Origin of the sequence: Methylobacterium sp. E-045, assembly GCF_022829685.1 — a bacterium.
GTDB lineage: Bacteria > Pseudomonadota > Alphaproteobacteria > Rhizobiales > Beijerinckiaceae > Methylobacterium.
In genome coordinates, this window is record NZ_JAKSYE010000096.1 from 17,585 (window position 1) to 39,228 (window position 21,644).

18 protein-coding genes are annotated in these 21,644 nt (G+C 68.5%); 12 read left to right on the forward strand and 6 right to left on the reverse strand.

Annotated features, from left to right (window positions below; translation table 11 throughout):
* The 3 genes from MKK51_RS18865 (at position 1) to MKK51_RS18875 (ending at position 1,559) form a co-directional block, all read left to right on the forward strand.
* Positions 1–525, forward strand: coding sequence for an HPr kinase/phosphorylase (locus tag MKK51_RS18865; RefSeq protein ID WP_243979629.1), 525 nt, complete (start codon positions 1–3; stop codon positions 523–525).
* 122 nt (positions 526–647) lie between these two features.
* Positions 648–1,049: a PTS sugar transporter subunit IIA gene (locus MKK51_RS18870; RefSeq protein ID WP_027171161.1), complete on the forward strand. Its 402-nt coding sequence runs from the start codon at positions 648–650 to the stop codon at positions 1,047–1,049.
* Positions 1,050–1,232: 183 nt separating this feature from the next.
* Positions 1,233–1,559 (forward strand): HPr family phosphocarrier protein, encoded by a 327-nt coding sequence (locus tag MKK51_RS18875; RefSeq protein WP_243979631.1) that lies wholly within the window; start codon positions 1,233–1,235, stop codon positions 1,557–1,559.
* A gap of 38 nt (positions 1,560–1,597) precedes the next feature.
* Here MKK51_RS18875 and MKK51_RS18880 read toward each other — a convergent pair whose 3' ends face one another.
* The 3 genes from MKK51_RS18880 to MKK51_RS18890 form a co-directional block, all read right to left on the reverse strand.
* On the reverse strand, positions 1,598–2,452 hold the full coding sequence (locus tag MKK51_RS18880) for a hypothetical protein (protein ID WP_243979633.1): 855 nt from the start codon (positions 2,450–2,452) through the stop codon (positions 1,598–1,600).
* A gap of 138 nt (positions 2,453–2,590) precedes the next feature.
* Positions 2,591–3,709, reverse strand: coding sequence for a CobW family GTP-binding protein (locus MKK51_RS18885; RefSeq protein WP_243979635.1), 1,119 nt, complete (start codon positions 3,707–3,709; stop codon positions 2,591–2,593).
* A 31-nt stretch (positions 3,710–3,740) separates the two neighbouring features.
* On the reverse strand, positions 3,741–5,264 hold the full coding sequence (locus MKK51_RS18890; RefSeq protein WP_243979637.1) for a serine hydrolase: 1,524 nt from the start codon (positions 5,262–5,264) through the stop codon (positions 3,741–3,743).
* Between the two features lie 394 nt (positions 5,265–5,658).
* Between MKK51_RS18890 and queE the strand changes: the two genes are divergently transcribed.
* The 8 genes from queE (at position 5,659) to MKK51_RS18930 (ending at position 15,697) form a co-directional block, all read left to right on the forward strand.
* Positions 5,659–6,291, forward strand: a complete 633-nt coding sequence (gene queE / locus MKK51_RS18895; protein WP_243979639.1) for a 7-carboxy-7-deazaguanine synthase — start codon at positions 5,659–5,661, stop codon at positions 6,289–6,291.
* Positions 6,292–6,340: 49 nt separating this feature from the next.
* Positions 6,341–6,700 (forward strand): 6-carboxytetrahydropterin synthase QueD, encoded by a 360-nt coding sequence (gene queD, locus MKK51_RS18900; RefSeq protein WP_243979641.1) that lies wholly within the window; start codon positions 6,341–6,343, stop codon positions 6,698–6,700.
* A gap of 2 nt (positions 6,701–6,702) precedes the next feature.
* Positions 6,703–7,413, forward strand: coding sequence for a 7-cyano-7-deazaguanine synthase QueC (queC, locus tag MKK51_RS18905; RefSeq protein ID WP_243979643.1), 711 nt, complete (start codon positions 6,703–6,705; stop codon positions 7,411–7,413).
* 313 nt (positions 7,414–7,726) lie between these two features.
* The gene (locus MKK51_RS18910; protein WP_243979645.1) at positions 7,727–10,693 is read left to right on the forward strand and encodes a response regulator; all 2,967 of its coding nucleotides are present in this window, start codon (positions 7,727–7,729) and stop codon (positions 10,691–10,693) included.
* A gap of 469 nt (positions 10,694–11,162) precedes the next feature.
* The gene (locus MKK51_RS18915) at positions 11,163–11,450 is read left to right on the forward strand and encodes a BrnT family toxin (protein ID WP_243979647.1); all 288 of its coding nucleotides are present in this window, start codon (positions 11,163–11,165) and stop codon (positions 11,448–11,450) included.
* On the forward strand, positions 11,425–11,733 hold the full coding sequence (locus tag MKK51_RS18920) for a BrnA antitoxin family protein (protein WP_243979649.1): 309 nt from the start codon (positions 11,425–11,427) through the stop codon (positions 11,731–11,733). Before MKK51_RS18915 ends, MKK51_RS18920 begins: the two co-directional genes overlap by 26 nt.
* A gap of 454 nt (positions 11,734–12,187) precedes the next feature.
* Positions 12,188–13,993: a translation elongation factor 4 gene (gene lepA, locus MKK51_RS18925; protein WP_243979657.1), complete on the forward strand. Its 1,806-nt coding sequence runs from the start codon at positions 12,188–12,190 to the stop codon at positions 13,991–13,993.
* Between the two features lie 168 nt (positions 13,994–14,161).
* Positions 14,162–15,697: a sensor domain-containing diguanylate cyclase gene (locus tag MKK51_RS18930; protein ID WP_243979659.1), complete on the forward strand. Its 1,536-nt coding sequence runs from the start codon at positions 14,162–14,164 to the stop codon at positions 15,695–15,697.
* Between the two features lie 85 nt (positions 15,698–15,782).
* Here MKK51_RS18930 and MKK51_RS18935 read toward each other — a convergent pair whose 3' ends face one another.
* Positions 15,783–17,255 carry a methyl-accepting chemotaxis protein gene (locus MKK51_RS18935; RefSeq protein ID WP_243979661.1) on the reverse strand — a complete coding sequence of 491 codons (1,473 nt, stop codon included), beginning with the start codon at positions 17,253–17,255 and terminating at the stop codon, positions 15,783–15,785.
* A gap of 340 nt (positions 17,256–17,595) precedes the next feature.
* Here MKK51_RS18935 and MKK51_RS18940 point away from each other — a divergent pair, with 340 nt between their 5' ends.
* On the forward strand, positions 17,596–20,664 hold the full coding sequence (locus MKK51_RS18940; protein WP_243979663.1) for an N-6 DNA methylase: 3,069 nt from the start codon (positions 17,596–17,598) through the stop codon (positions 20,662–20,664).
* A 2-nt stretch (positions 20,665–20,666) separates the two neighbouring features.
* On the opposite strand, the gene MKK51_RS18945 is transcribed toward MKK51_RS18940, so the two are convergent.
* Both MKK51_RS18945 and MKK51_RS18950 read right to left on the reverse strand, forming a co-directional pair.
* A complete protein-coding gene (locus MKK51_RS18945) occupies positions 20,667–21,095 on the reverse strand; it encodes a hypothetical protein (RefSeq protein WP_243979665.1) in 429 nt (142 codons plus the stop codon).
* A 145-nt stretch (positions 21,096–21,240) separates the two neighbouring features.
* The gene (locus tag MKK51_RS18950; protein WP_243979667.1) at positions 21,241–21,627 is read right to left on the reverse strand and encodes a hypothetical protein; all 387 of its coding nucleotides are present in this window, start codon (positions 21,625–21,627) and stop codon (positions 21,241–21,243) included.
* Positions 21,628–21,644 lie beyond the last annotated feature (17 nt).

A 21,644-nucleotide genomic window follows, 5' to 3' on the forward strand; every position in this document is an offset into this window, starting at 1 on the left:
GTGAACCGGCCCCTTCCCGCGCCGGCCGTCACGGTCCACGCCACCTGCCTCGTCCTCGGAGAGGCGGGACTCCTCGTCAGGGGCGAATCCGGCGCCGGCAAATCGTCCCTCGCCCTCGCTCTCCTCGACCGGGCGCGGCAGGAGGGCGAATACGGCGCGCTGGTGGGCGACGACCGTATCGGGCTCACCCTCCATCACGGACGCATCGTCGCTCGCGGCCACCCCGCCCTTCGCGGCCTCGTCGAGATCCGGGGCATGGGGCTCGTAGAGGCATCCCCGCTGGCCGATGCGGCGGTCATCCGCCTCGTGGTCGATCTCGTCGGGACGCTGCCGCGACTGCCCGACACACCCATGGATTCGGTGGAGCTCCTCGGCGTCGCGATTCGCCGGATCATGCTGGACCGCAGCATCCGCGACCGCGCATTGGCGCCGGGTCTCGTGCGCGATGCTCTGATCCGGAGGGCGAGCGTTGCCCCACGGACGCACCTCCGCACCGTCTCATGCGAATTCGGCTCTCCCATATAGCGTGGCGCCGACCCACATGACATGATCCTGGGGCTAGGAGACGCAAGACGTCACTCTCGTCTTGCGCCCGACCTTGCGCTGCACAAAATGGCGGCTCCCACTGGGTGTCGGAACACGCGTCTATGATTGGAATGGTGCTGGTCACCCACGGGCTGCTCGCCACAGAGTTCAAGGCTGCTCTTGAACACGTGGTCGGTCCGCAAAAGCAGATCGAGACGATCACGATCGGCCCCGAGGACGATATGGAGCTGCGCAGGCTCGACATCGTGTCCGCCGTGGACCGGGTCGATACCGGCAAGGGCGTCGTCGTGCTCACCGACATGTTCGGCGGCACGCCGTCCAATCTCGCCTTGTCCTGCATGAATGGCGGGACCGTCGAGGTGGTGGCCGGAATCAACCTTCCGATGCTGATCAAGCTCGCCAGCGTGCGCGATGCCGAGCCCCTGGGGGATGCCGTGCTCCATGCCCAGGAGGCGGGCCGGAAGTATATCAACGTCGCCTCCCGCGTCCTCGCAGGCAAATAACACTTCCGCGAGACGAACGGACTTTCCCAAACATCCTCTGTCGGCTTATCAGGCAAGCGTGGCGATTTCGCGCGGCGTAGTCCCGGCCCTGCCGTGCCATCACTGGACGAGGATCGGGTGGGGCGCCTCGGGCTGACCGCTGGCGGACCGGCCACGGGGACGGGACAGGGACGGCACAGGCCCATGAGCGACGCTTACGACGACGACGATGCCGAGCCCGAGATCACGGTCCCGGAGGGCGGCCACCTCCGGATCCTTCCGATCATCAACCGGCGCGGCCTCCACGCGCGGGCCTCGGCCAAGTTCGTTCAGACGGTAGAGAGGTTCGAGGCTGCGGTGACCGTGACGCGCTCGGGCGAGACCGTGGGCGGACGCTCGATCATGGGCTTGCTCACCCTCGGCGCGGCGCAGGGCACCTCCATCGCCGTGGTGGCCTCTGGCAGCGATGCCGAAGCCTGCCTCCAAGCCATCGCCGACCTCCTCGCCAACAAGTTCGGCGAGGACGAATAGGCCGGTCCGGCCTCTGATATCTCGGGCCTATGGGGTGGTCAGGCCGCCCGCGTCTCGGCCTGCCGCCACACGATCGAGCCCGGACCGGCGCCCAGGCGCAGGACCGCGGCGACGATGACACCGTCCTTGCGCGCGAAGTCGACGCTGGTCTGGCGTCTCTGGGCGAAGCGCCGCGTCACCACCCTGACCATGGACGAGGCGGACGGATCCCGCACGATCGGGTTTCCGGACACCTGCGCATCGAACGAAAGATAGGTCTCGACGGCATCGCGGATGCTCAAGGGCTCGGTGATGCGCTCGATCTCGACGCCGTCGCGGGTCCACGGCCCGGCCAGCCGTACGCCCACGCGATCCCGCGCCGGCACGACATGGGCATCGGACGCATCCGTAAGAAGGACCGTCTCCTCCGGTGCGGGCACGACGGGGGGCGGTATCATGATCAGCGTCGAGCGGGGGTGGACCGCCTTGACCGCCGCCCGCAACGCCGCTTCGACCTCATCGAGGAACCCCGGCTCGATGGTCGGCGCGACCACCGGACCGGGCGGGTACCAGCCCTGTGCCCGGCCGTTGCCCCACAGGCCGTGCGGCATGGAGAGGGGAATGACGCCACGCAGGCGCGCGCGTTCGCCCTGCCCGCTCCAGGCGAAGGCGAAGACGAGATCGCGGCCGCCGGACTGGTGCACGGCGGCAGTGAGCAGGTAGTCGGGGTCGGCATAGATCGGTGCCGGCCAGCGGATACGGGTGAGGAGCGCACGCCATGCCTCGACCTCCACCGGCTCCACCAGATTCGGCCGCCGCAGAACGATGCGACACTCATCGGCGTCGATATCCGTCCCGATCCGACCCGCTTCCACGAACCGGCCGCCCTCGATGATGCTCAGGCCCTGTCTCATTCGGTGATCCCGCTACCGACTTGTCCCATAATGAGACATAGCTCTCCGCATTGCGGCCAAGCGTGGTATATAGAAACAAAATGAATGCCGCCCATCTTTTCCCGAAACAGGACGGTTTCCGCCGGGACGACCGGTGAACTAGCCCCCGGGAATCGCCAGCGGATTGACTGTCAGCGCTGCAGCGTCGGGCGCATCGATCCTCGGACGCCCCAGGAAGGCGTCCCACAGGCCGGTGACGAAGGCCGGATCGAGATCCCGCACGATCAGGACGAGGCGCGAGCGGTGATCGTCGTCGGGCCATGCGGCGAGTTGGACCGGCATATGGATCACGTGCTGGACGCCGTGGACCACCACGGGACGATCCGGTTCGTCGGCGAGCGCCACCAGCCCCTTCAGGCGCAGGAGCTTCGGGCCGTGCCCGGACCGCAGGAGATCGAGGAACATCTCGAAGGCGGCGCGCTTCACCGGCGCGTCACTGATCAGGGTGAAGGCCCGGATCGCGGCATCGTGCCGGTTCACGTCGTGATGGTGATGGCCGTGATGATGATCGTGGTCCGGGAAGGCCCCGGCGCCGAGCCAGGCGCGGACATCCTCGCTCTTGCCGTCCAGGCCGAAGAACCCGCCGAGAAGCTCGGACGGCGCCACGTCGGGACCATGGATCGGCGTCGTGGGATTGAGGGTCCGGAGGCGGGCGCGCAGGACGTCACTGCCGGTGTCGACGAGATCCTCCTTCGCCAGCACGATCCTGTCGGCCACGGCGGCCTGGCGCAGGGCCTCGGGATGAGCGTCGAGGGTGGACGCGCCGTTGACCGCGTCCACCACGGTGACGACGGCCTGCAGCCGGTACCGCAGGGCGAGGTAGGGGTGGTAGATCAGCGCGTGGAGGATCGGGGCCGGATCGGCGAGGCCCGTCGTCTCGATGACGACCCGGCGGAACGGCGTGATGCGGCCGTTGTCGCGCTTGCGCAGCAGATCTTCGAGGGTGGCGATGAGGTCGCCGCGCACGGTGCAGCACAGGCACCCGGCGCCGAGCAGGATCATGTCCTCGTCCACCGTCTCGATCAGCAGGTGGTCGAGGCCGATCTCGCCGAACTCGTTGACGATGACCACGGTGTCCGAAAGGGCCGGATCGCGCAGCATCCGGTTGAGGAGCGTGGTCTTGCCGGCCCCGAGGAAGCCCGTGAGGACCGTCAGCGGGATGGGTTCGGGACGGCGGGGATCGTCGTTCGGAGACGTGGGCGGTGAGGGATGGGCCATGGAACCGGCCTACCTCGCCGACGCCGCCGGCTCAATCCTCGGCGGATCGAGCAGCAGAGGTCTTGCTGGCGCCGGATGCCTTGGCGGCGCTCTTCACAGGCTTCGCAGCAGGCTTGGCCGCGGACGACTTGGTGACGGTCTTGTCGGCAGCCTTCGCCGCCGGCTTTTCCGGAACCTTGTGGGCCGGCTTCGTCGCGGCTTTCGCAGCGGGCTTCTTGCCGGCCTCAACCTTGGCGTTGGATCGCGCGCGCCCCGCGATCACAGGCGTCGTCTCCACCGGAGCATAGGCGCTGGCGGTGGCGGGCACGGCGCCCTTGCCGTTCGCTGCCGGCTTGGCGAGCCTCGACGCCTCGCGCTTGGCGTTCGCGGCATCGAGTTTCGTCTTGCGGGCCTCCGCGACCTTGGCGGCACGCTCCGCCTTTTCGGCTTCGGCCTGCTCGTTCAGGGCGATGGCACCCTCGGCCGGATCGCGGCCGATCCAGACCAGGATCGGCTGCAGGGGCGCGCGCGGCGGCAGGGCACGGCCCTTCAGGGAGCCGTTGTTGAGGGTGGCGAAGGCGAGGGCTGAGCCCACGGGCGCGGCGGCGGCCAGGATCGAGGCGTTCTCGCTGCCGGCCTGCGAGGCGATGGGGCCCGGCCCCTCGTCGACCGGCAAGGCCTTGCGCTTGTCGCAGATATAGGGACGCAGGTCCGGCGGCTCGGAGAGGGCGGAAGCGGGCAGTGAATCGATGGTCGGCGCCGTCCATCCCGCCGATTGGGCAAAGCCGTAATCGAACAGGTCCGATGCCTTGAGGTCGCGCTCGCGGGCGCTCGGCTGGCCCATGATGATGGTGATGAGGCGGCGGCCATTGCGGGTGGCGCTGGCCACCACGTTGAAACCGCCCGAACAGATGAAGCCGGTCTTCATGCCGTCGGCCCCGGCATAGCGGCCGAGCAGGCCGTTATGGTTGGCCATGATCGACTTGCCGAACTGGATCGCGCTGATCGAGAACAGGGCGCGGTTGTCGGGAAAGTCGCGGATCAGCGCCCGGCCAAGCACCGCCATGTCGCGCGCCGAGGTCCATTGCCGGGCGTCCGGAAGGCCGTTGGGATTGGTCCAGCGGCTCTCGCGCATGCCGATCCGGGCGGCGGTCTCGTTCATGAGGGCGGCGAAACCCTCGATGGAGCCGCCGAGATTCTCGCCGATCGCCCAGGCGACGTCGTTGGCCGACTTGACCATGATGATCTTCAGGGCATTGTCGAGGGTCAGCTGCGTGCCCGGCCGGAACCCCATCTTCGAGGGCGGCTCGGCCGCTGCGGCGGGCGAGATGGTGATGAGCGAGTCGAGGGAGACCTTGCCCTGCCGCACCATGTCGAGGGCGACGTAGGTGGTCATCAGCTTGGTGATGGAGGCGGGGAACCACGGGTCGGTGGCACCCTGTGCGTAGATGACCTTGCCGGAATCGACCTCGACCACGAGGACCGGCGCCGTCACCGCGCCGGCCGCACCCGCTCCGAGCAATCCCGCGGCCGTGGCGAGACCCAGGACGAGGCGGCGCAACAATCGGTTCGACATCAGGCCCGTCTCGAAAGGGAACGCCCCGACACCATCACGGCCGGTCCGTCCGAAGAAAAATAGCGCACCGGCCGAGCTTTGGCGAGGGACGCCAGCCTTCGGCCATTCCTACGAGAAGGCTCGGCGCAAATGCCCATCAACGCCGTCTCCGTGGCGAGAGCATGGCGATGCGACCGAACGATTGGTGCAATGCACAGGCCCGTCTGGGCGGACAGAACCGGACATGCCGCGAGCGGATGACGGCCGTTGCCGCGCGCGCATGGTTGCGTTGGGCTCTGCCCCATGGCCTCGGCGCGGGGAGGCGTCTATGGGCTTCACATCGCGTCGCGATGTTGGAGGCGGGCCGTTCCCATCGCGGGACGGGGGCCTTCCGGGGAGATCGGCTGAGAGAGCAATGGGCTACGCGGTCAAGGAACTGTTCCATACCCTCCAGGGCGAGGGGGCCCAGGCGGGCCGGGCCGCGGTGTTCTGCCGGTTTGCCGGCTGCAATCTCTGGTCCGGCCGCGAGGAGGACCGCGCCACGGCCGCCTGCACCTTCTGCGACACGGACTTCATCGGCATGGATGGGGAGGGCGGCGGGCGCTTTCCGACGCCCGAGGCTCTGGCCGATGCCATCGCCGCCACCTGGGAGGGCGGCGCGTCTCACCATTATGTGGTCTTCACCGGCGGCGAGCCGCTGCTCCAGCTCGATCCCGCCCTGATCGCGGCGATGCATGCGCGCGGCTTCGAGATCGCGGTGGAGACCAACGGCACCCTGGCGGCCCCCGAGGGGATCGACTGGATCTGCGTGAGTCCGAAGGCGGGCAACGCCCTGGTCCAGACCACCGGACACGAGCTGAAACTGGTCTACCCGCAGGACGAGGCCCTCCCCGAGCGCTTCGCCGCCCTCGACTTCCGCCACCACTGGCTCCAGCCCATGGACGGACCCGACCGCCTTGCCCATACCCGGGCGGCGGTGGAGTATTGCCGCCGCGACGCGCGCTGGCGGCTGTCGCTGCAGACCCACAAGATCATCGGCATTCCATGAGCCTCATCCGGCCACCCCGTCGCGTTCAGATCCTGTAGAGTCGTCGTCCATGAAGATCACCCAAGCGTTCACCTTCGAGGCGGCGCATCGCCTGCCCAACGTGCCCGAGACCCATCGCTGCCACCGGATGCACGGGCATTCCTACCGGGTCGAGCTGACGATCTCCGGCGCCGTCGACCCGGCGACGGGCTGGGTGGTGGACTTCTTCGACGTGGAACACGCCTTCGCGCCGATTCTGCTTCAGCTCGACCATTACTGCCTCAACGAGATCGAGGGGCTGGAGAACCCCACCGCCGAGCATATCGCGGCCTGGATCTGGCATCGGACGAAGCCCGCCCTGCCCGGCCTGTCCTCGGTCAAGGTGATGGAGACGCCGATGTCCTGGGCCGAATACGAAGGCGAAGCCTGACCATGAGCGACGACGGCGCCCTGGTCCTGTTCTCGGGGGGACAGGATTCCACGACCTGCCTCGCCTGGGCGCTGGAGCGCTTTCCCCGTGTGGAGACCCTGGGCTTCGACTACAACCAGCGGCACCGGGTCGAGCTCGACGGGCGGGCGCCCCTGCGCGAGACGATGGCGGCCATGAACCCGGCCTGGTTCCGGCGTCTGGGCCGTGACCACACCATCAGCCTCGATGCCTTGGGCAGGGTCTCCGAGACCGCGCTCACCCGCAGCACCGAGATCGCCTTCGAGTCGAGCGGCCTGCCCAACACCTTCGTGCCCGGCCGCAACATCATCTTCCTGACCTTCGCCGCGGCCCTGGCCTACCGGCGATCGCTGGGCCACATCGTCGGCGGCATGTGCGAGACGGATTATTCCGGTTATCCCGATTGCCGCGACGACACGATCAAGGCGCTCCAGGTGGCCCTGAACCTCGGCATGGACCGCCGCTTCGTCCTCCACACGCCCCTCATGTGGATCGACAAGGCGCAGACCTGGAAGATGGCCAAGGACCTCGGCGGCCAGCCCCTGGTGGACCTCATCGTCGAGGACACCCACACCTGCTACCTCGGGACACGCGGGGAACGCCACGCCTGGGGCTACGGCTGCGGCACCTGCCCCGCCTGCGACCTGCGAGCGAAGGGTCATGCGAAGTTCGTGGCCGAGGCAGTGATGGAGTAGAGCGGACGCCCGTGCCGTCGCGGACTGCGTCCCTCGATTTGCGTCGGACCTTCGCGGTGTCGGGCTTGTCCTCTCATGCTTCGTATGGGCTGGATCGACGAGGTGGGCCGGGATGCGCGCAACGGAGGCGACGGGCGCCGTATCCGTAAAGCCGTCGAATCCGTGAACCCCGAACGAACTCACAATCCCTTGGCCAGTCGGAGAATCCCTGCTTAGGAGGAGCGAGGCGGCGTCCCATCGGAGCGCCCATCCCACGGGGTCGAGAGCGGTGCGCAGGCGCGGAGAGCGGAGGCAACACTCGGCGGTGGCGGCCATGATGGTCCTCGCCCTCGCCATCGCGGTTCCCCTCGTGGTGCTCGCCGTCGTCACCACCGACTGGTACGTAACCGCCGAGCGGGCCCGTCTGCAGACGATGGGGCAGCTCACCGGAGATCATCTCCGCGAGCGCCTCGACCGCGATCTCTCCGAGATGAGCGCGATGGCCAGGACCCTGGCGACCTCGCCCTCCATCGATGCCGAGGACTGGGCGCGGTTCGACGCCCAGGGCCGGGCACTCGTCGACACCACCGAATTCGCGGTGTCCCTCGTCCATGTCGATGGCCGCCAGATCGTGAACACCCGCGTGCCCGTCGGCGCGGCCATGCCATCCTCCCCCCGTCCCGAGCTCGCCGCTTCCCTGATCGCGACCCGGCGCCCGGTCATCTCTCCGGTGATCAAGAGCGTGCTCACCGGGGCCGACATCGTCCTGATCTGCGCACCGGTCCTGCGCGGTGGCGGCGCGCCGGAGATGTTCGTTTCCATCGCCGTGCGCACGGATCACTTCGTCCGCCTGATCGCACAGGCGGAGATCGACGCCCCGTTCTCCGCCGTATTCGTCGATGGCAAGAAGCGCATCGTCGCGCGGACCGACGATGCGCCGACCCTGTCCGAGCGTTCCCATGCCGATCCTGCCAAGAACGAGCCGTCGTCGTCTCCGGCCAGGCTTCAGCGCCTGGAGGATTGGGAGAAGGCCGAGGCCAGCGTCATGGAGTTCCACCACCGCTCCGGACTCTCCGACTGGACGGTGGTCACGGGCCTCGACCGGACTGCGTTCGAGGCCTCGCTCTATCGCTCGCTCGCGGTTCTGGGCTTCCTCGCCGTGGCGCTGCTGGGCAGCGGCGGGATCGTCGCCTGGATCTATGCCCGGCAGGTGGCCAAGGCGGTGCGGAACCTGAAGCGGGCCGCCGGGGCGATCGGGCGCGGCGACCCCGTCCACCTACCCGCCAGCGAGATCCGTGAAGTGGAGCAGATCGGCAGGGCGCTCGTGACGGCGTCCCGCGTCTCGGCCGAGCACCACGCCGCCATCGCGGAGGCCAATGCCAGCCTTGAAGTCCGGGTGGCCGAGCGCAGCCGTGAACTCGCGGCGAGCCAGGCGCATTACAAGCTCCTCGCCGAGACCATGACCGACGTCGTGATCCTGCGCCATGCCGATTGGCGGATCACCTATGTCTCGCCCTCGGGCATGGCGCTGTTTGGCACGGAAGGGTCGGATTTCGATCCGCGCGAGCGCATCCACCCCGACGATCTCGCCGCCTTCTCCGCTGCGGATGCCCGCCTCGGACCCGGCCGGCCGAGCATCGTCTCCCTGTTCCGGATGCGCCATGCGGATGGCCGCTACATCTGGATCGAGGCGGTCAACGACATCCTGACCTCCGCCGCGCCGGGGGCGCCCAACGTGATCTCGACCCTGCGGGACGTGACGAAGCGGCAGGATCAGGCCGATGAGCTGCGCATGGCCCGCGACGCCGCCGAACTGGCCCAGGCCAAGGCCGAGAATGCGAGCCGGGCGAAATCGGAGTTCATGGGTCTGATGAGCCACGAGATCCGGACGCCGCTGACGACGATCAAGGGCTTCACCGATCTCCTCACGCGCACGACCGGCCTCTCCACCGATCAGGTCCGCCATCTCGCCCTCATGGGGGCGGCCACCGACACGCTCCTCGGCACGGTGGACGACGTTCTCGACTATGCACGGGCGGGGGCCGGCGACCTGCGCCTCGACAGCCTCCCCCTCGACCTGCCCGCCCTGGTGAGCGGGGCGGCCGACCTCGTGAGGCCCATGGCCGAGGCGAGGGGCTCCGCCATCGACGTGGCCGTCGCCTGCGACGGTCCCCGCCACGTCCTCGGCGACGAGCGCCGCCTGAGGCAGATCCTCCTCAACCTGCTCAACGACGCCATCGGCACCCTGCACCGGGGCACCGTCACCCTCGCGCTGAAGGGGCCGCGCGCCGGCGAGCCCGTCGAGCGCTGGCGCGTCTCCGTCACCGCCCATGCCGGCCAGGACCCGGAGCATCACGCATCCCCCACCGCTTCCCTCGACGGCAGCGGCCTCGGCTTCATCATCGCCCAGCGCCTCGTCGGCCTCATGGGGGGCGGGCGCATCGACCGGAGCACGCCGCTGGGCGAAACGGCGGCCTACCGGTTCTCCCTCTCCCTGGCGCCTGCTCCGGTGCGGACACAGTCCGCCCCGGCCCCGAGCCCGGACGCGCACGGGGCCGGCCGTATCCTCGTGGTGGAGGACAACCCGATCAACCAGGAGGTCGTTCAGGCGATGCTGAAGCGCCTGGGCTACGGCGTCGACATGGTCGCCGGCGGAGAGGCCGCCATCCTGGCGGTGCAGGCCCGCGCCTACGACCTCGTCCTCATGGACGTATCGATGCCCGGAATGGATGGGGCGACGGCCATCCGGCGCATCCGCTCCCTGCAGCATCCGGCGCGCCGGGTGCCGATCGTGGCCATGAGCGCCAACATGCTGCCGGACCGGGTCCGGGCCCTGACGGAGGCCGGCGCCGACGGCCATCTCGGCAAGCCGTTCGATCTCCCGACCCTGTCGCGGGTGGTCGGCGAGCAGGTCTCGACCATCGTCCTGCGCGAGAGCCTTGAGGGCGCGCCGATGCCGGAACGGCCGCCGATCTTCGACCGGGCGGCCTTCGAGGCCCTGGTCGCCGGGATCGGCGAAGAGGCGGCCCGCGAGGCCGTGCGGGCCTTCGTCGGTCGCGTCGAACGATCGGGCGACGATCCGGACGAAACCGATGCCAACGAACTCGCGGCCCAGGCCGAACGGACCGGCTTCCGCGACCTCGCCAAGGCCTACCGGACCCTCGCGGCCATTCCCGACGGTATCGAACGGGAGGCCGTGCGCCGGCGCTGCCACGTCGCCCGCGACCTGATGAATCGCATGGTCCACGAGGTCATGGGGCCGACCCAGCCGGAAATCCGGCAGACGGTGGCCCTGTTGTGAGTGTCTCTCACTCACCTACCGCTGCGCCGTCGTGATCTGAACGAGAACCGACTGGGACCGGGAGTTTTGTAAGGCATTCGGAAAGCGAAAGCGCCCCGTCCGCGCGGTGGCGAATGGGCGGTTCGCCCTTCGGGTCGAGACAAGACTTCTTGGAGCGTCCACCTCGGCCGCCACGACGAAGACGCTGATGGGTCCCTACAAGGGCGCGGCGAAACGCGACGCAACGGACTGTCCATTCGATGCCCTCATCACGCCCGAGGGATCGTGGAAAACGGACGGGGCCGGCGGCCCCGGAACGGTCACAGTGTTTTTCGGCGCGAAGATCGACCTATGCATGCCCCCCTTCGGACCTCTCATAAGGACCGGAGTCCACGACCTTCAGGGCCACGTTGCAAAAATGTGTCAGATATTTTCCGCTATAGCAAAAAATCGCTAGCCGATTTCATCATGTACTCATACCTATCATCGCATGACCGTGACCTGGGACGAGCATAAGCGCGAGGCCAACCTGCTCAAGCACGGACTGGATTTCGCCGACTTCGATGCTTCGTTCGATGCGGAGGCGGCTATGATCCTCCCGACCCGCCCCAGTCGCACCGGGCGCCTCCGTCACATGCTGATCGGCGAATGGAATGGCGCCCTCGTTGTCGCCGTCATCGTTTCGCCCCTCGGGACCGAGGCTCTCGATATCGTCAGCATCCGCCCCGCCATCGCGAAGGAAAGGAAGATCTATGACGACCACCAATCGCAAGCCTGAAGGCGTCAGCTTCTCCCAGGAGGACTGGGACGAAGTGTCCGACACCCCGGAGGCTACCGATGCCGAGCTCGCCGAACTCAAGCCTCTCAAGGAGGGCGCGCCGGAGATCTACAAACTCATGACGAGGCGCGGGCGCGGCCGACCGCCCGTCGAGTCCCCCAAGGTGAACCTGACGCTCCGCGTCGATCCCGCCGTGCTCGACGCCTACAAGGCGACGGGCGCCGGCTGGCAGACGCGGATGCACGAGGCCCTGGCGAGGGGCGCGGGCGAGCTGGCGCGATGACGGGCGAACGGATCTATTCGGTCGCGCTTCGGCGAGAGGAAGACGGCTCGCTCCACGCCTCTTGCTCTGCCGTAGCGGAAGCGATCGCCTGGGGGGCGACCCGCGAGGAGGCATTGCATGAAATGGGCGAGGCCCTGTTGGCCGTCCGGCGGGGGCATGGGCGCCGTGGCCTTGCTATGCCGCCGCCAACCGAGGGGACGCCGGCAGAGACCGAGCGTGTCGCCTTACGGGACGTCGTCTCTACCAGATGACGATGAGGTCTGCTCACTGTCGGCTGCTCTGAGACCCGCGTCGCGCCCGGAACCGAGGGGCGCGACCACGTGCGGACGCGGCTCCGCTTGGCGTGCCGGTGCCGCACTGCTATCTCCCGACGCGCGTCCACACACCGAAAAGCCGTGCGCCGGGCCCGTCCTTACGCCGACGGACCGCGACCGCGCCGGAGACAGACCCCTCGATGACCACCGTCCCCATCGACAACATCCGCAATTTCTCCATCGTCGCGCATATCGACCATGGCAAGTCGACGCTGGCCGACCGGCTGATCCAGACCACCGGCACGGTGGCGCTTCGCGACATGAGCGAGCAGATGCTCGACTCCATGGATATCGAGAAGGAGCGCGGTATCACCATCAAGGCGCAGACCGTGCGCCTCGAATACCGGGCCGAGGACGGCAAGGACTACATCCTCAACCTGATGGACACGCCCGGCCACGTGGACTTCGCCTACGAGGTGTCTCGGAGCCTCGCCGCCTGCGAGGGCTCGCTGCTGGTGGTCGATGCGAGCCAGGGCGTCGAGGCGCAGACGCTCGCCAACGTCTACCAGGCGCTGGACGCCAACCACGAGATCGTCCCCGTCCTCAACAAGATCGACCTGCCGGCCGCCGAGCCCGAGCGTATCCGCGCCCAGATCGAGGAGGTGATCGGCATCGACGCCTCGGAAGCCGTGGCGATCTCGGCGAAAAGCGGCCTCAACATCGAGGCGGTGCTGGAGGCGATCGTCACCCGACTGCCGCCGCCGAAGGGCGACCGCGACGCGCCCCTGAAGGCGCTTCTGGTGGACAGCTGGTACGACGTCTATCTCGGCGTCGTCGTGCTGGTGCGCATCGTCGACGGCGTGCTCAAGAAGGGCATGAACATCCGCATGATGCGGGCCGACGCGGTGCACGGCGTCGACAAGATCGGCGTGTTCCGGCCGAAGATGGCCGATATCGGCGAACTCGGCCCCGGCGAGGTCGGCTTCTTCACCGGCTCGATCAAGGAGGTCGCCGACACCCGCGTCGGCGACACGCTCACGGAAGACAAGCGCCCCTGCAAGGAGATGCTGCCGGGCTTCAAGGACGTGCAGTCGGTCGTGTTTTGCGGGCTGTTCCCGGTGGATGCCGCCGAGTTCGAGACCCTGCGCAGCGCCATGAGCAAGCTGCGCCTGAACGACGCCTCGTTCTCCTACGAGATGGAGACGTCGGCCGCCCTCGGCTTCGGTTTCCGCTGCGGCTTCCTCGGGCTCCTGCACCTCGAGATCATCCAGGAGCGCCTGGAGCGCGAGTTCAACCTCGACCTGATCTCGACGGCGCCCTCCGTTGTCTACCACCTCCAGATGACCGACGGCACGACGAAGGAGCTGCACAACCCGGCCGACATGCCGGACGTGATGAAGATCACCGCGATCGAGGAGCCGTGGATCCGCGCCACGATCCTCACGCCCGACGACTACCTCGGCGGCGTGCTGAAGCTCTGCCAGGACCGGCGCGGCACCCAGGTCGACCTCAACTACGTGGGAAAACGTGCCATGGTCGTCTATGACCTGCCGCTCAACGAGGTGGTGTTCGACTTCTACGACCGCCTGAAATCGATCTCGAAGGGCTACGCCTCGTTCGACTACCACATCTCCGACTACCGCGAGGGGGATCTGGTGAAGATGTCGATCCTCGTCAACGCCGAGCCGGTGGACGCCCTCTCGATGCTGGTCCACCGCAGCCGCGCCGAGCATCGCGGCCGGGCCATGTGCGAGAAGCTGAAGGACCTGATCCCGCGCCACCTGTTCCAGATCCCGGTCCAGGCGGCTCTGGGGGGCAAGATCATCGCCCGCGAGACCATCAAGGCCCTCTCCAAGGACGTGACCGCCAAGTGCTACGGCGGCGACATCTCGCGCAAGCGCAAGCTCCTCGACAAGCAGAAGGAAGGCAAGAAGAAGATGCGCCAGTTCGGGCGTGTGGAGATCCCGCAGGAGGCATTCATCGCCGCGTTGAAGATGGACGATTGAAACAGCGCGGAGGCGGGAGGCTCTGCCTCCACCTCTGGTTGCGCGTCGAAGCGTTTAACCGTGCGTTAAGACGCGCCCCACAGAATCGGTGGGACGCTTTGCCCGGCTGGAAAGGCGGGTAACATGGTCGGAACCAGGCACCTTGGGGTGACTTGGGAGGGGGTACGGATGGTCCTGCTGCGTCCACTCGCTCGCAGGGTCCGCTCGGCTCGCACCTGGATCGTGTTCGGAATCCTGGCGCCGGTCGGCATGCTCGCGGTGTCGGCCATGATGCTGCTCGACCTGAGACGAGACGCCTGGGAGAAGGCCGAACAGACCTCGCGGAACCTCCTCCAAGTCATCGAACGCGACATCGCCCGCAACATCGAGATCATCGATCTGTCGCTGCAGGGCGTCACCGAGAACCTGAAACTCCCCGCGATCAACCATCTGTCGCCGGACCTGCGCCAGTTGATCCTGTTCGATCGGGCGATCTCGGCCCAGGACATGGGTGTGATCCTCGTCCTCGACGAGCGGGGCGACAGCATCCTCGACGGCCATGCCATTCCGGCGCGCCACACCAACAATTTCGACCGCGACTATTTCCAGGCCCACAAGGCCCAGGGCGGCCGAGGCCTTCTCATCAGCCAGCCGGTGATGTCGCGCCTGACGGGCGCACGCGTCATGGTGCTGAGCCGACGCGTCGACAAGCCGGACGGGTCGTTCGGCGGGGTGGTCCTGGGTACCCTGAAACTGTCGTACTTCATGCGGCTGTTCGACCGCATCGGCCTCGGACGCGATGGCGCGATCAACCTGTTCCTGCACGATGGTACGCGCATCATGCGCTACCCGAGCCAGGGCGGCGATGGCGGGGTGAACGTTGCCGGAGCGCCCAATTTCAAGCGGTTCCTCAGCGAGGGCAGCGGCAGCTTCGTCGGAACCTCGAGCCTCGACGCGGTGGAGCGGCACTATGCCTTCACGCAGGTCGGGGCCCTGCCGCTGATCCTCAACGTCGCCGTGGCCGTTGAGGACATAGAGGCCGAATGGCGCGCGAAAGCCATCGTCATCACCGCCATCGTGGTCGCCCTTTGCGGCCTGACCATCTGCCTCTCGCTGCTGTTCGGACGGGAGTTGGCGCGGCGCAGCGCGATGCAGGTCAAACTCGCCCGGCAGTCGCTCACCGATGCGTTGACCGGCCTGCCGAACCGCCGCCGGTTCGAGGAGGCCCTGACCGCCCTGCGGAGCGATGCGGCCCGTCCCTTCGCGCTGCTGGTCATCGATGCCGATCACTTCAAGCGCTACAACGACCTCTACGGGCATGCGGTGGGTGACGACGTGCTGCGCGGCCTCGCCCAGTGCCTGCTGGGCAGCGTCCACCGTCCCGCCGACATCGTCTGCCGGGTGGGCGGCGAGGAATTCGCGATCCTGATCCAGGACGGCGACGAGGCGGCGGCCCTGCGCATCGCGGAGCGGGTGCATGCCAGGGTGGCGCTCCTGTCGGTGGAATCGGCGCAGATCGAGGCCGGATCGGTCACGGTGAGCATCGGCGTCGCGACCATGGGCGCGCCCGGAGCCGACCCCCTCACGCCGTCGGACCTGTACAGTCTCGCGGACGCCGCGCTCTACGAGGCCAAGGCCAACGGCCGCAACCAGACCCGGCTCGTCGAGCGGCGTCGCGGCGTGGCGGACCGGCGTCAGGCCAGCTTTCGTCTGGCCGGCGCCTGAAGGCGCGCTTCACCGCGTCCCGCCGATACCGAGCCCGTCGGACTGCGGGTCCGGACCGTGACGGCGCCCGGGACAGGGCGCGCCGTCACCGGGCCGACACCGCCAGGAGCCGCGTGGCCTCGCCGAGGTCGCGGCCCTGGTCGCGCAGGTGGCCGGAGGTCTCGCCCAGGGCCTGGGACGAGGCGAGCGCTTCCTCGGTGGTCGCCCGCAGGGCGTCGAGGTGGCGGGTCGCTTCGAGGATCGTCGTCTGCACCCGTGCCACGCCCCCGGCGATCGTGCCGGCGGCGTCCTGGTGCGAGGCGCTGACGCGGGAGATGTCGGCGGCCGTGCTCTGCACGATTTCCATTTCGGCCTTCACCGAGGCGAGGGAGGCGGTGGACTGGGCGGCCCCGTCCTTCAGCCGTCCGATCTGTTGCGCGATCTCGGCCGTCGCCGCGCTCACCCGGTTCGACAGGTCCTTGACCTCCCCGGCCACCACCGCGAATCCGCGCCCGGCGGCGCCGGCGCGGGCCGCCTCGATGGTCGCGTTGAGGGCGAGGAGGTTGGTCTGGGCCGCGATGGTGCCGATGAGGTCGCTGATCCGCCCGATCCCGGCGATCCTCTCCTGTAGCTCCGAGAAGACGTCCACCGCCCCGGCGAGGAGCCCGGTGGTCCTGTCCGCGATGGTCTCGACCCGTTCCGCATGGGCGCTCGCCTCGCGGGACAGGACGACGAGGCCGTGGGCGGACTCCGAGACCGCGTCGATGTCGCGGGAGGCGGCGAGGTTCGCCCGGTCCACACGGCCCCGGCTCTCGTCCACGGTCTCGGCCACCGCCAGGACCGTACGGGCCCCCGCCTCGACCTGCATGGTGGTGTCCGCGAGCCCGGAGGCGATGCCGCCCAGGGACGCCATCAGCGTGCGGACTCGGGCTCGCTGCGCATGCTCGGTCACCGTGATGGCGAGGCGGTCGGCCACGTAGACCATGAGTTCGAGGAGCGCGTCGTTCAGCTCGGCCCTCTCGCGGGAGAAGAATTCCAGCACGATCTCCACCTCGCCGCCGATGCGGACCGGAAACATGAAGCAGCCGCGCACGCCGTTCTCCCGCGCCGTCGCCGCGCGGACGAAGCCGCGCAGGACCGTCACGTCCTCGCAGGAGACCGCCCGCCCTTCGGCGCAGACCCGTCCGACGAGACCCTGTCCGGGGGCGAAGACGGCCCCCTCGGAGGCGGCCACGAAGGCCTCGGTGTGTTGACCCTCACCGGACGCGGCGAGGTACCACGCCTTCATCGACGTCATCCTGCCGCTCCCGTCGGGCAGGCGGCGATAGGCATGGGCGATCGGCCAGCCGGTAAAACGGCCGGTTTCGGCGAGGCATTCCGTGGTGGCGGCCTCGGGCGTCGGCGCCTCGGCACAGGCCCGCGCGATCGCGTTCAGGAAGGCGAGGACCGTGCCGAGGCCGTGCGAGAGCGCGGGCGATGGAGCCTCGCCCGCCTCGGTCCGGCGAGACGTCCATCGTCCGAGCCATCCGGTGCTCAATGACCTGTTCACCGATCCCTCGCGCAGAAATGGCCCCGACATCAGTTCGTCTCGCCCATGCCGAAGAGCCAGATCTTCTCGCATTGCTTCGACAATGCTGGAGTTAGCTCGACAATCCTTGATCAAAGCTTCGAACGACGCCCGTGTCCTGCGCAAATTGTCATCAGAGCTGCGCGTTTCTTGAGCCGCCATGACCTCTCCGCATCACGGCCTCTCCGCATCATGGCCTCGCCCCGTTCCGGCATGGCGGATGGATGCAGGCCGCCGCGGGGGGCGCCCGCCTCCGCCGCGCTTGTGCACAGGCTCCCATGGGTGAACCGAATCGCTCCTTGATAGGCAACCTAAGGTATATATAGTCCGCAACCTCACGTGAGGGCTGGCGATGCCGATCGACGACGATGCTCTGACTACGATAATAGCTGAACTCTCGATCCGGCCGGGGCACGAGAAGGTCAGGGCGCTGCTCTATCGCCTGCTGATCGAGGCGCTGGGCGCCAAGAGCGAGCGGATCTTCTTCGAGAGAAAGATACCTGAGGTGAGGGGGCGCCTGGATGCCCTGCTCGGCCGGACGATCATCGAGATCAAGTCGGACCTGCGCCGGGAGGCCAGGGACGCCGAGGCGCAGCTCACGCGCTACCTGCCGGAACGCGAGGGCGCCACCGGCCAGCGCTACGTGGGGCTCGCCACCGACGGCGCCACCTTCACCGCCTACGAGATGCGCGACGGCGCCCTGGTGCGGCTCACCGAGCACGAGGTGAAGCTGGCGGATGCCCGTGGCCTCACCGCTTGGCTCGAAGGGGTCGTCGCCGTCCTCGATTGGCTGCCGGCGGATGCGGTCGGGATCACCAACGAACTCGGCCGCCAGAGCGCCGCGTTCGCGCGGACCCTCGGCCTCCTCGCCAAGGCCTGGGAGGCGCTGGCCGCCGACCCCGAGGCGGTACTGAAGCGCCAACTCTGGTCGCGCCATCTCGGCTTCGTCTACGGCAAGGCCATCGACGACGACACGCTGTGGCTCCAGCACACCTATCTCGTCATCCTCGCCAAGGCGATCGCCGCCGGAACCATGGGCGCCACCGGTCGCTCGCCCGAGGATCTGCTCTCGGGGCGCGCCTTCCACGAGGCGGGGGTCCACGGAGCGGTGGAGACCGATTTCTTCGGCTGGGTGATCCAGGCGCCGGGCGGGGAGGCCATTGTCGCCGGTCTCTCCGCGCATGCCGCCCGGTTCGATCTCGGCAGCGTCGACGTCGACCTGCTGAAGGTGCTCTACGAATCCCTCATCGATCCGGCCCAGCGCCACGATCTCGGCGAGTATTACACGCCCGACTGGCTCGCCCGGAAGGTGGTGCGGCGTGCCGTCGACCGCCCGGCCGAGCAGACCTGTCTCGATCCCGCCTGCGGCTCGGGCAGCTTCCTCTTCCACGCCGTGCGCCTCAAGCGCGAGGCCCTGACGGCGGCAGGGGTGCCCCTCGACGAGATCGCGTCGCGCTGCTGCGCCTCCGTCACGGGGCTGGACGTCCACCCCGTCGCCGTCATCTTCGCCCGCGTCACCTATCTCCTCGCCCTGGGCGATGCCCTGCCGGGGCGGGGCGGCGACATCTCCCTGCCGGTCTATCTCGGCGATGCGCTGCAATGGAACGTGAAGCGCGACGCGTTCGAGAGCGACCTCGTGGTGGAGGTGCCCCGCGACCCCCGCGAGGGCCGCAGAGGCGCGCCGACCCTGCGCTTCCCCCTCGGCCTCTGCGCCGATCCGCCCCTGTTCGACCGCGTCGTCACCGCCATGCACGATGCCAGCGAGGCCGGGCGCACGGCCGAGGTTTTCGCGCGCGGGCTCGCGGGCCTCGGCGTCCCGGCCGATCAGCACCCGACCTTGATCACCACCTTCACGATCTACGACCGCCTGCGCCGGGCCGGACGAGACCATGTCTGGGGCTTCTTCGCCCGCAACCTCAGCCGTCCGGTCGCCCTGTCGGACGGCGCCAGGGTCGACGTCGTCATCGGCAACCCGCCCTGGCTGTCCTACCGCTATATGGCTCCCGCCCTGCAGGGGCTGTTCCGCGACACCGCGCGCCGTCTCGGCATCTGGGTCGGCCCCGACGAGGCGCGGCTGGTAACGCAGACCGACCTGTCGGGGCTGTTCTTCGCGCGGGCGGCGGAACTCTATGTCCGCCCGCCGGAGGGCGGCCGGCCCGGCGGACGGGTCGCCATGGTGCTGCCGCTCGCCGCCATGAGCCGGGGCCAGTTCCGCGCCTTCCGCACCGGGGACTGGACGGGCGTCCGGGTCGCCTTCTCGGAAGCCTGGATGCTCGACAACCAGGCCGTCTCCCCCCTGTTCCGGGTGCCCACCTGCGTCCTGTTCGCCGACGTCACGGCAGGGGAGGCCCGGCCCACGCCTCGACGGGTCACCACCTTCGCCGGTTTCCTCGGCAGGAAGGACGTGCCCGAGGAGGTGGCGGATCGCTGCCTGCGCCAGGAACAGGCCGACGCGCCGATCCCTGCGAACTTCGAGGCGGTCTCGCCGTATTGCGGAGTCTTCCGGAACGGTGCGACCCTCTACCCGCGCATCCTGTGTCTGGTGACGCGCGTTCGCGGCAGCAAGATCGGCGTCAGTCCGAGTTCGCCCATCGTCTGCAGCGAGGAGCGTGAACGCAAGGGCGAGTGGAAGAACGTCACGGGACTCCGGGGCGCGATCGAGTCGTCGTTCCTGCGCCCCGTCTATCTTGGCGAGTCCATCGCCCCTTTCCGCGTCCTGGCCCCGGCGGAAGGCATCGTTCCGGCCGCCGCCGGAGGAACGGTGCTGTCCTCGGTACAGGCCGCAGGCCATTTTCCGGGCTTGGCCAAATGGCTCGCAGAGGCCGAGCGGCTATGGGCCGAGTTCGGCTCCGAGAAGGTCTCGCTCAAGCAGCAAGTCGACCATTACGGTAAGCTGTCGAGCCAGATCCCCGTCGCGCATCAGCGTGTCGTCTTCGCCAAGGCCGGAAAATGGCCTGCGGCCTGTATCGTCAGGGATCGCCGGGGGATCATCGACCACAAGCTCTACTGGGCGGACGTGCCATCCGACGACGAAGCCCGCTTCCTCGTCGCCATCCTCAACAGCGAGGCGGTTCGCAGTCGCATCGCCCATCTGCAGAGTCGGGGTGAACAGGGCGCGCGGGATTTCGACAAGCTGATGTTCACGCTACCCATCCCCCGCTTCGACCCGCGCGAGGCGGTCCATGCCCGCCTCGCGGCGGAAGGCGCGGTGGCTGAGGCGGTCGCGGCTTCCGTGACGCTGCCCGCGGAGGCCGCGTTCCAGAAAGCGCGGGCCCTGGTGCGGGAGGCCCTGCGGGAGGAAGGCGTCTCGTCGCGCATCGATGCCCTGGTGGAGACGCTTCTCGGGCCGGACCCGCGCCTCGCCTTGCCGGACGATGCAGCCCGTCCCGTCGCCGAGGAGGCCGAGACCGTCGACGCGTGAGTCTACCGCGCCGTGTCGGCCGCCTCTTCGCTGGCCTTCTCGGCGGGCGGTTCGGCGGTCGCCACCGCCATGCGTTCCAGCATCGGCTGGAGGCGGACGGCCAGTTCGCCGCCGAGATGGCGGGTATAGGCGGCCTTGAAGTAGCGCTCGCCCGTGCCGTGACCGAAGAGCCGGTCGTGGGTGCGGATCATCGCGTCCACTTCGGGGCGGCACAGGAACCCGATGATTCCGGCGGCCTCGTACCAGCGGCCCGCCCGGGCGTGGCGCATGGCGGCAGGGTTGGCCATCACCGTCTCGGCGAAACAATCCGTGGCCGCGCGCTCCAGCGGCGCCATCGCCGCATGGGCATGGCCGGGTGTGCGGGGAGCGGCGTCGGCGGCACCCGCCGTCGCCGCACCGATCAAGAGAGCGCCAAGCAGACGAGCTTTCATCGCGCGCAAACCTCGAAGTCGATCGAACCCGATTCGCTCCAAGTATTCATCCAAGAGTTGGACCGGAACAGGGCATCTCGACCCTCAAAATCGGTGGCGCGAGATTTCCTGAGCAGACTGTGCCCGGCCGATCACAGGGGGCGGATCAGCCCCGCTTCTCGGCGTTCCAGCGGCCGGAGCAGCGGATGATGCCGTTGCTCGACCAGGTGCCGCTGCCATAGCCGCCGCGATCGAGCTGGCCGACCACGTTGGCGCCATCCGAACCGCGCATGATCGTCGCCCGCACGGTGCCGTTGCCGGAAACGCGGCCCCGGATGTCGAAATCCCCGCCGGGATAGCTCGCCTCGCCCTTGGCGATCTGCACGCCGTAGCGATAGGCGCGGTCGCAGGGACCGTCCTGGGTGACGACCTCGATGCTCCAGTTGCCGTCGTAGCGGTTCGGCACCGAGACCTTTCGCTTGGCCGCCTCCGCCGCTCCGAAGGAGGCGGAGAGGAGGGCGAGGGAGCCGGCGGCAAGGAGGAAGCGTCGCATCGTAGCCCGTTCTGCAA

Excerpts from the sequence above, each read along its gene's own strand:
- MKK51_RS18870 (WP_027171161.1), top strand. The coding sequence starts at position 648 with ATGATTGGAATGGTGCTGGTCACCCACGGGCTGCTCGCCACAGAGTTC.
- MKK51_RS18875 (WP_243979631.1), top strand. The coding sequence starts at position 1,233 with ATGAGCGACGCTTACGACGACGACGATGCCGAGCCCGAGATCACGGTC.
- MKK51_RS18880 (WP_243979633.1), bottom strand. The coding sequence starts at position 2,452 with ATGAGACAGGGCCTGAGCATCATCGAGGGCGGCCGGTTCGTGGAAGCG.
- MKK51_RS18885 (WP_243979635.1), bottom strand. The coding sequence starts at position 3,709 with ATGGCCCATCCCTCACCGCCCACGTCTCCGAACGACGATCCCCGCCGT.
- MKK51_RS18890 (WP_243979637.1), bottom strand. The coding sequence starts at position 5,264 with ATGTCGAACCGATTGTTGCGCCGCCTCGTCCTGGGTCTCGCCACGGCC.
- queE (WP_243979639.1), top strand. The coding sequence starts at position 5,659 with ATGGGCTACGCGGTCAAGGAACTGTTCCATACCCTCCAGGGCGAGGGG.
- queD (WP_243979641.1), top strand. The coding sequence starts at position 6,341 with ATGAAGATCACCCAAGCGTTCACCTTCGAGGCGGCGCATCGCCTGCCC.
- queC (WP_243979643.1), top strand. The coding sequence starts at position 6,703 with ATGAGCGACGACGGCGCCCTGGTCCTGTTCTCGGGGGGACAGGATTCC.
- MKK51_RS18910 (WP_243979645.1), top strand. The coding sequence starts at position 7,727 with ATGATGGTCCTCGCCCTCGCCATCGCGGTTCCCCTCGTGGTGCTCGCC.
- MKK51_RS18915 (WP_243979647.1), top strand. The coding sequence starts at position 11,163 with ATGACCGTGACCTGGGACGAGCATAAGCGCGAGGCCAACCTGCTCAAG.
- MKK51_RS18920 (WP_243979649.1), top strand. The coding sequence starts at position 11,425 with ATGACGACCACCAATCGCAAGCCTGAAGGCGTCAGCTTCTCCCAGGAG.
- lepA (WP_243979657.1), top strand. The coding sequence starts at position 12,188 with ATGACCACCGTCCCCATCGACAACATCCGCAATTTCTCCATCGTCGCG.
- MKK51_RS18930 (WP_243979659.1), top strand. The coding sequence starts at position 14,162 with ATGGTCCTGCTGCGTCCACTCGCTCGCAGGGTCCGCTCGGCTCGCACC.
- MKK51_RS18935 (WP_243979661.1), bottom strand. The coding sequence starts at position 17,255 with ATGTCGGGGCCATTTCTGCGCGAGGGATCGGTGAACAGGTCATTGAGC.
- MKK51_RS18940 (WP_243979663.1), top strand. The coding sequence starts at position 17,596 with ATGCCGATCGACGACGATGCTCTGACTACGATAATAGCTGAACTCTCG.
- MKK51_RS18945 (WP_243979665.1), bottom strand. The coding sequence starts at position 21,095 with ATGAAAGCTCGTCTGCTTGGCGCTCTCTTGATCGGTGCGGCGACGGCG.
- MKK51_RS18950 (WP_243979667.1), bottom strand. The coding sequence starts at position 21,627 with ATGCGACGCTTCCTCCTTGCCGCCGGCTCCCTCGCCCTCCTCTCCGCC.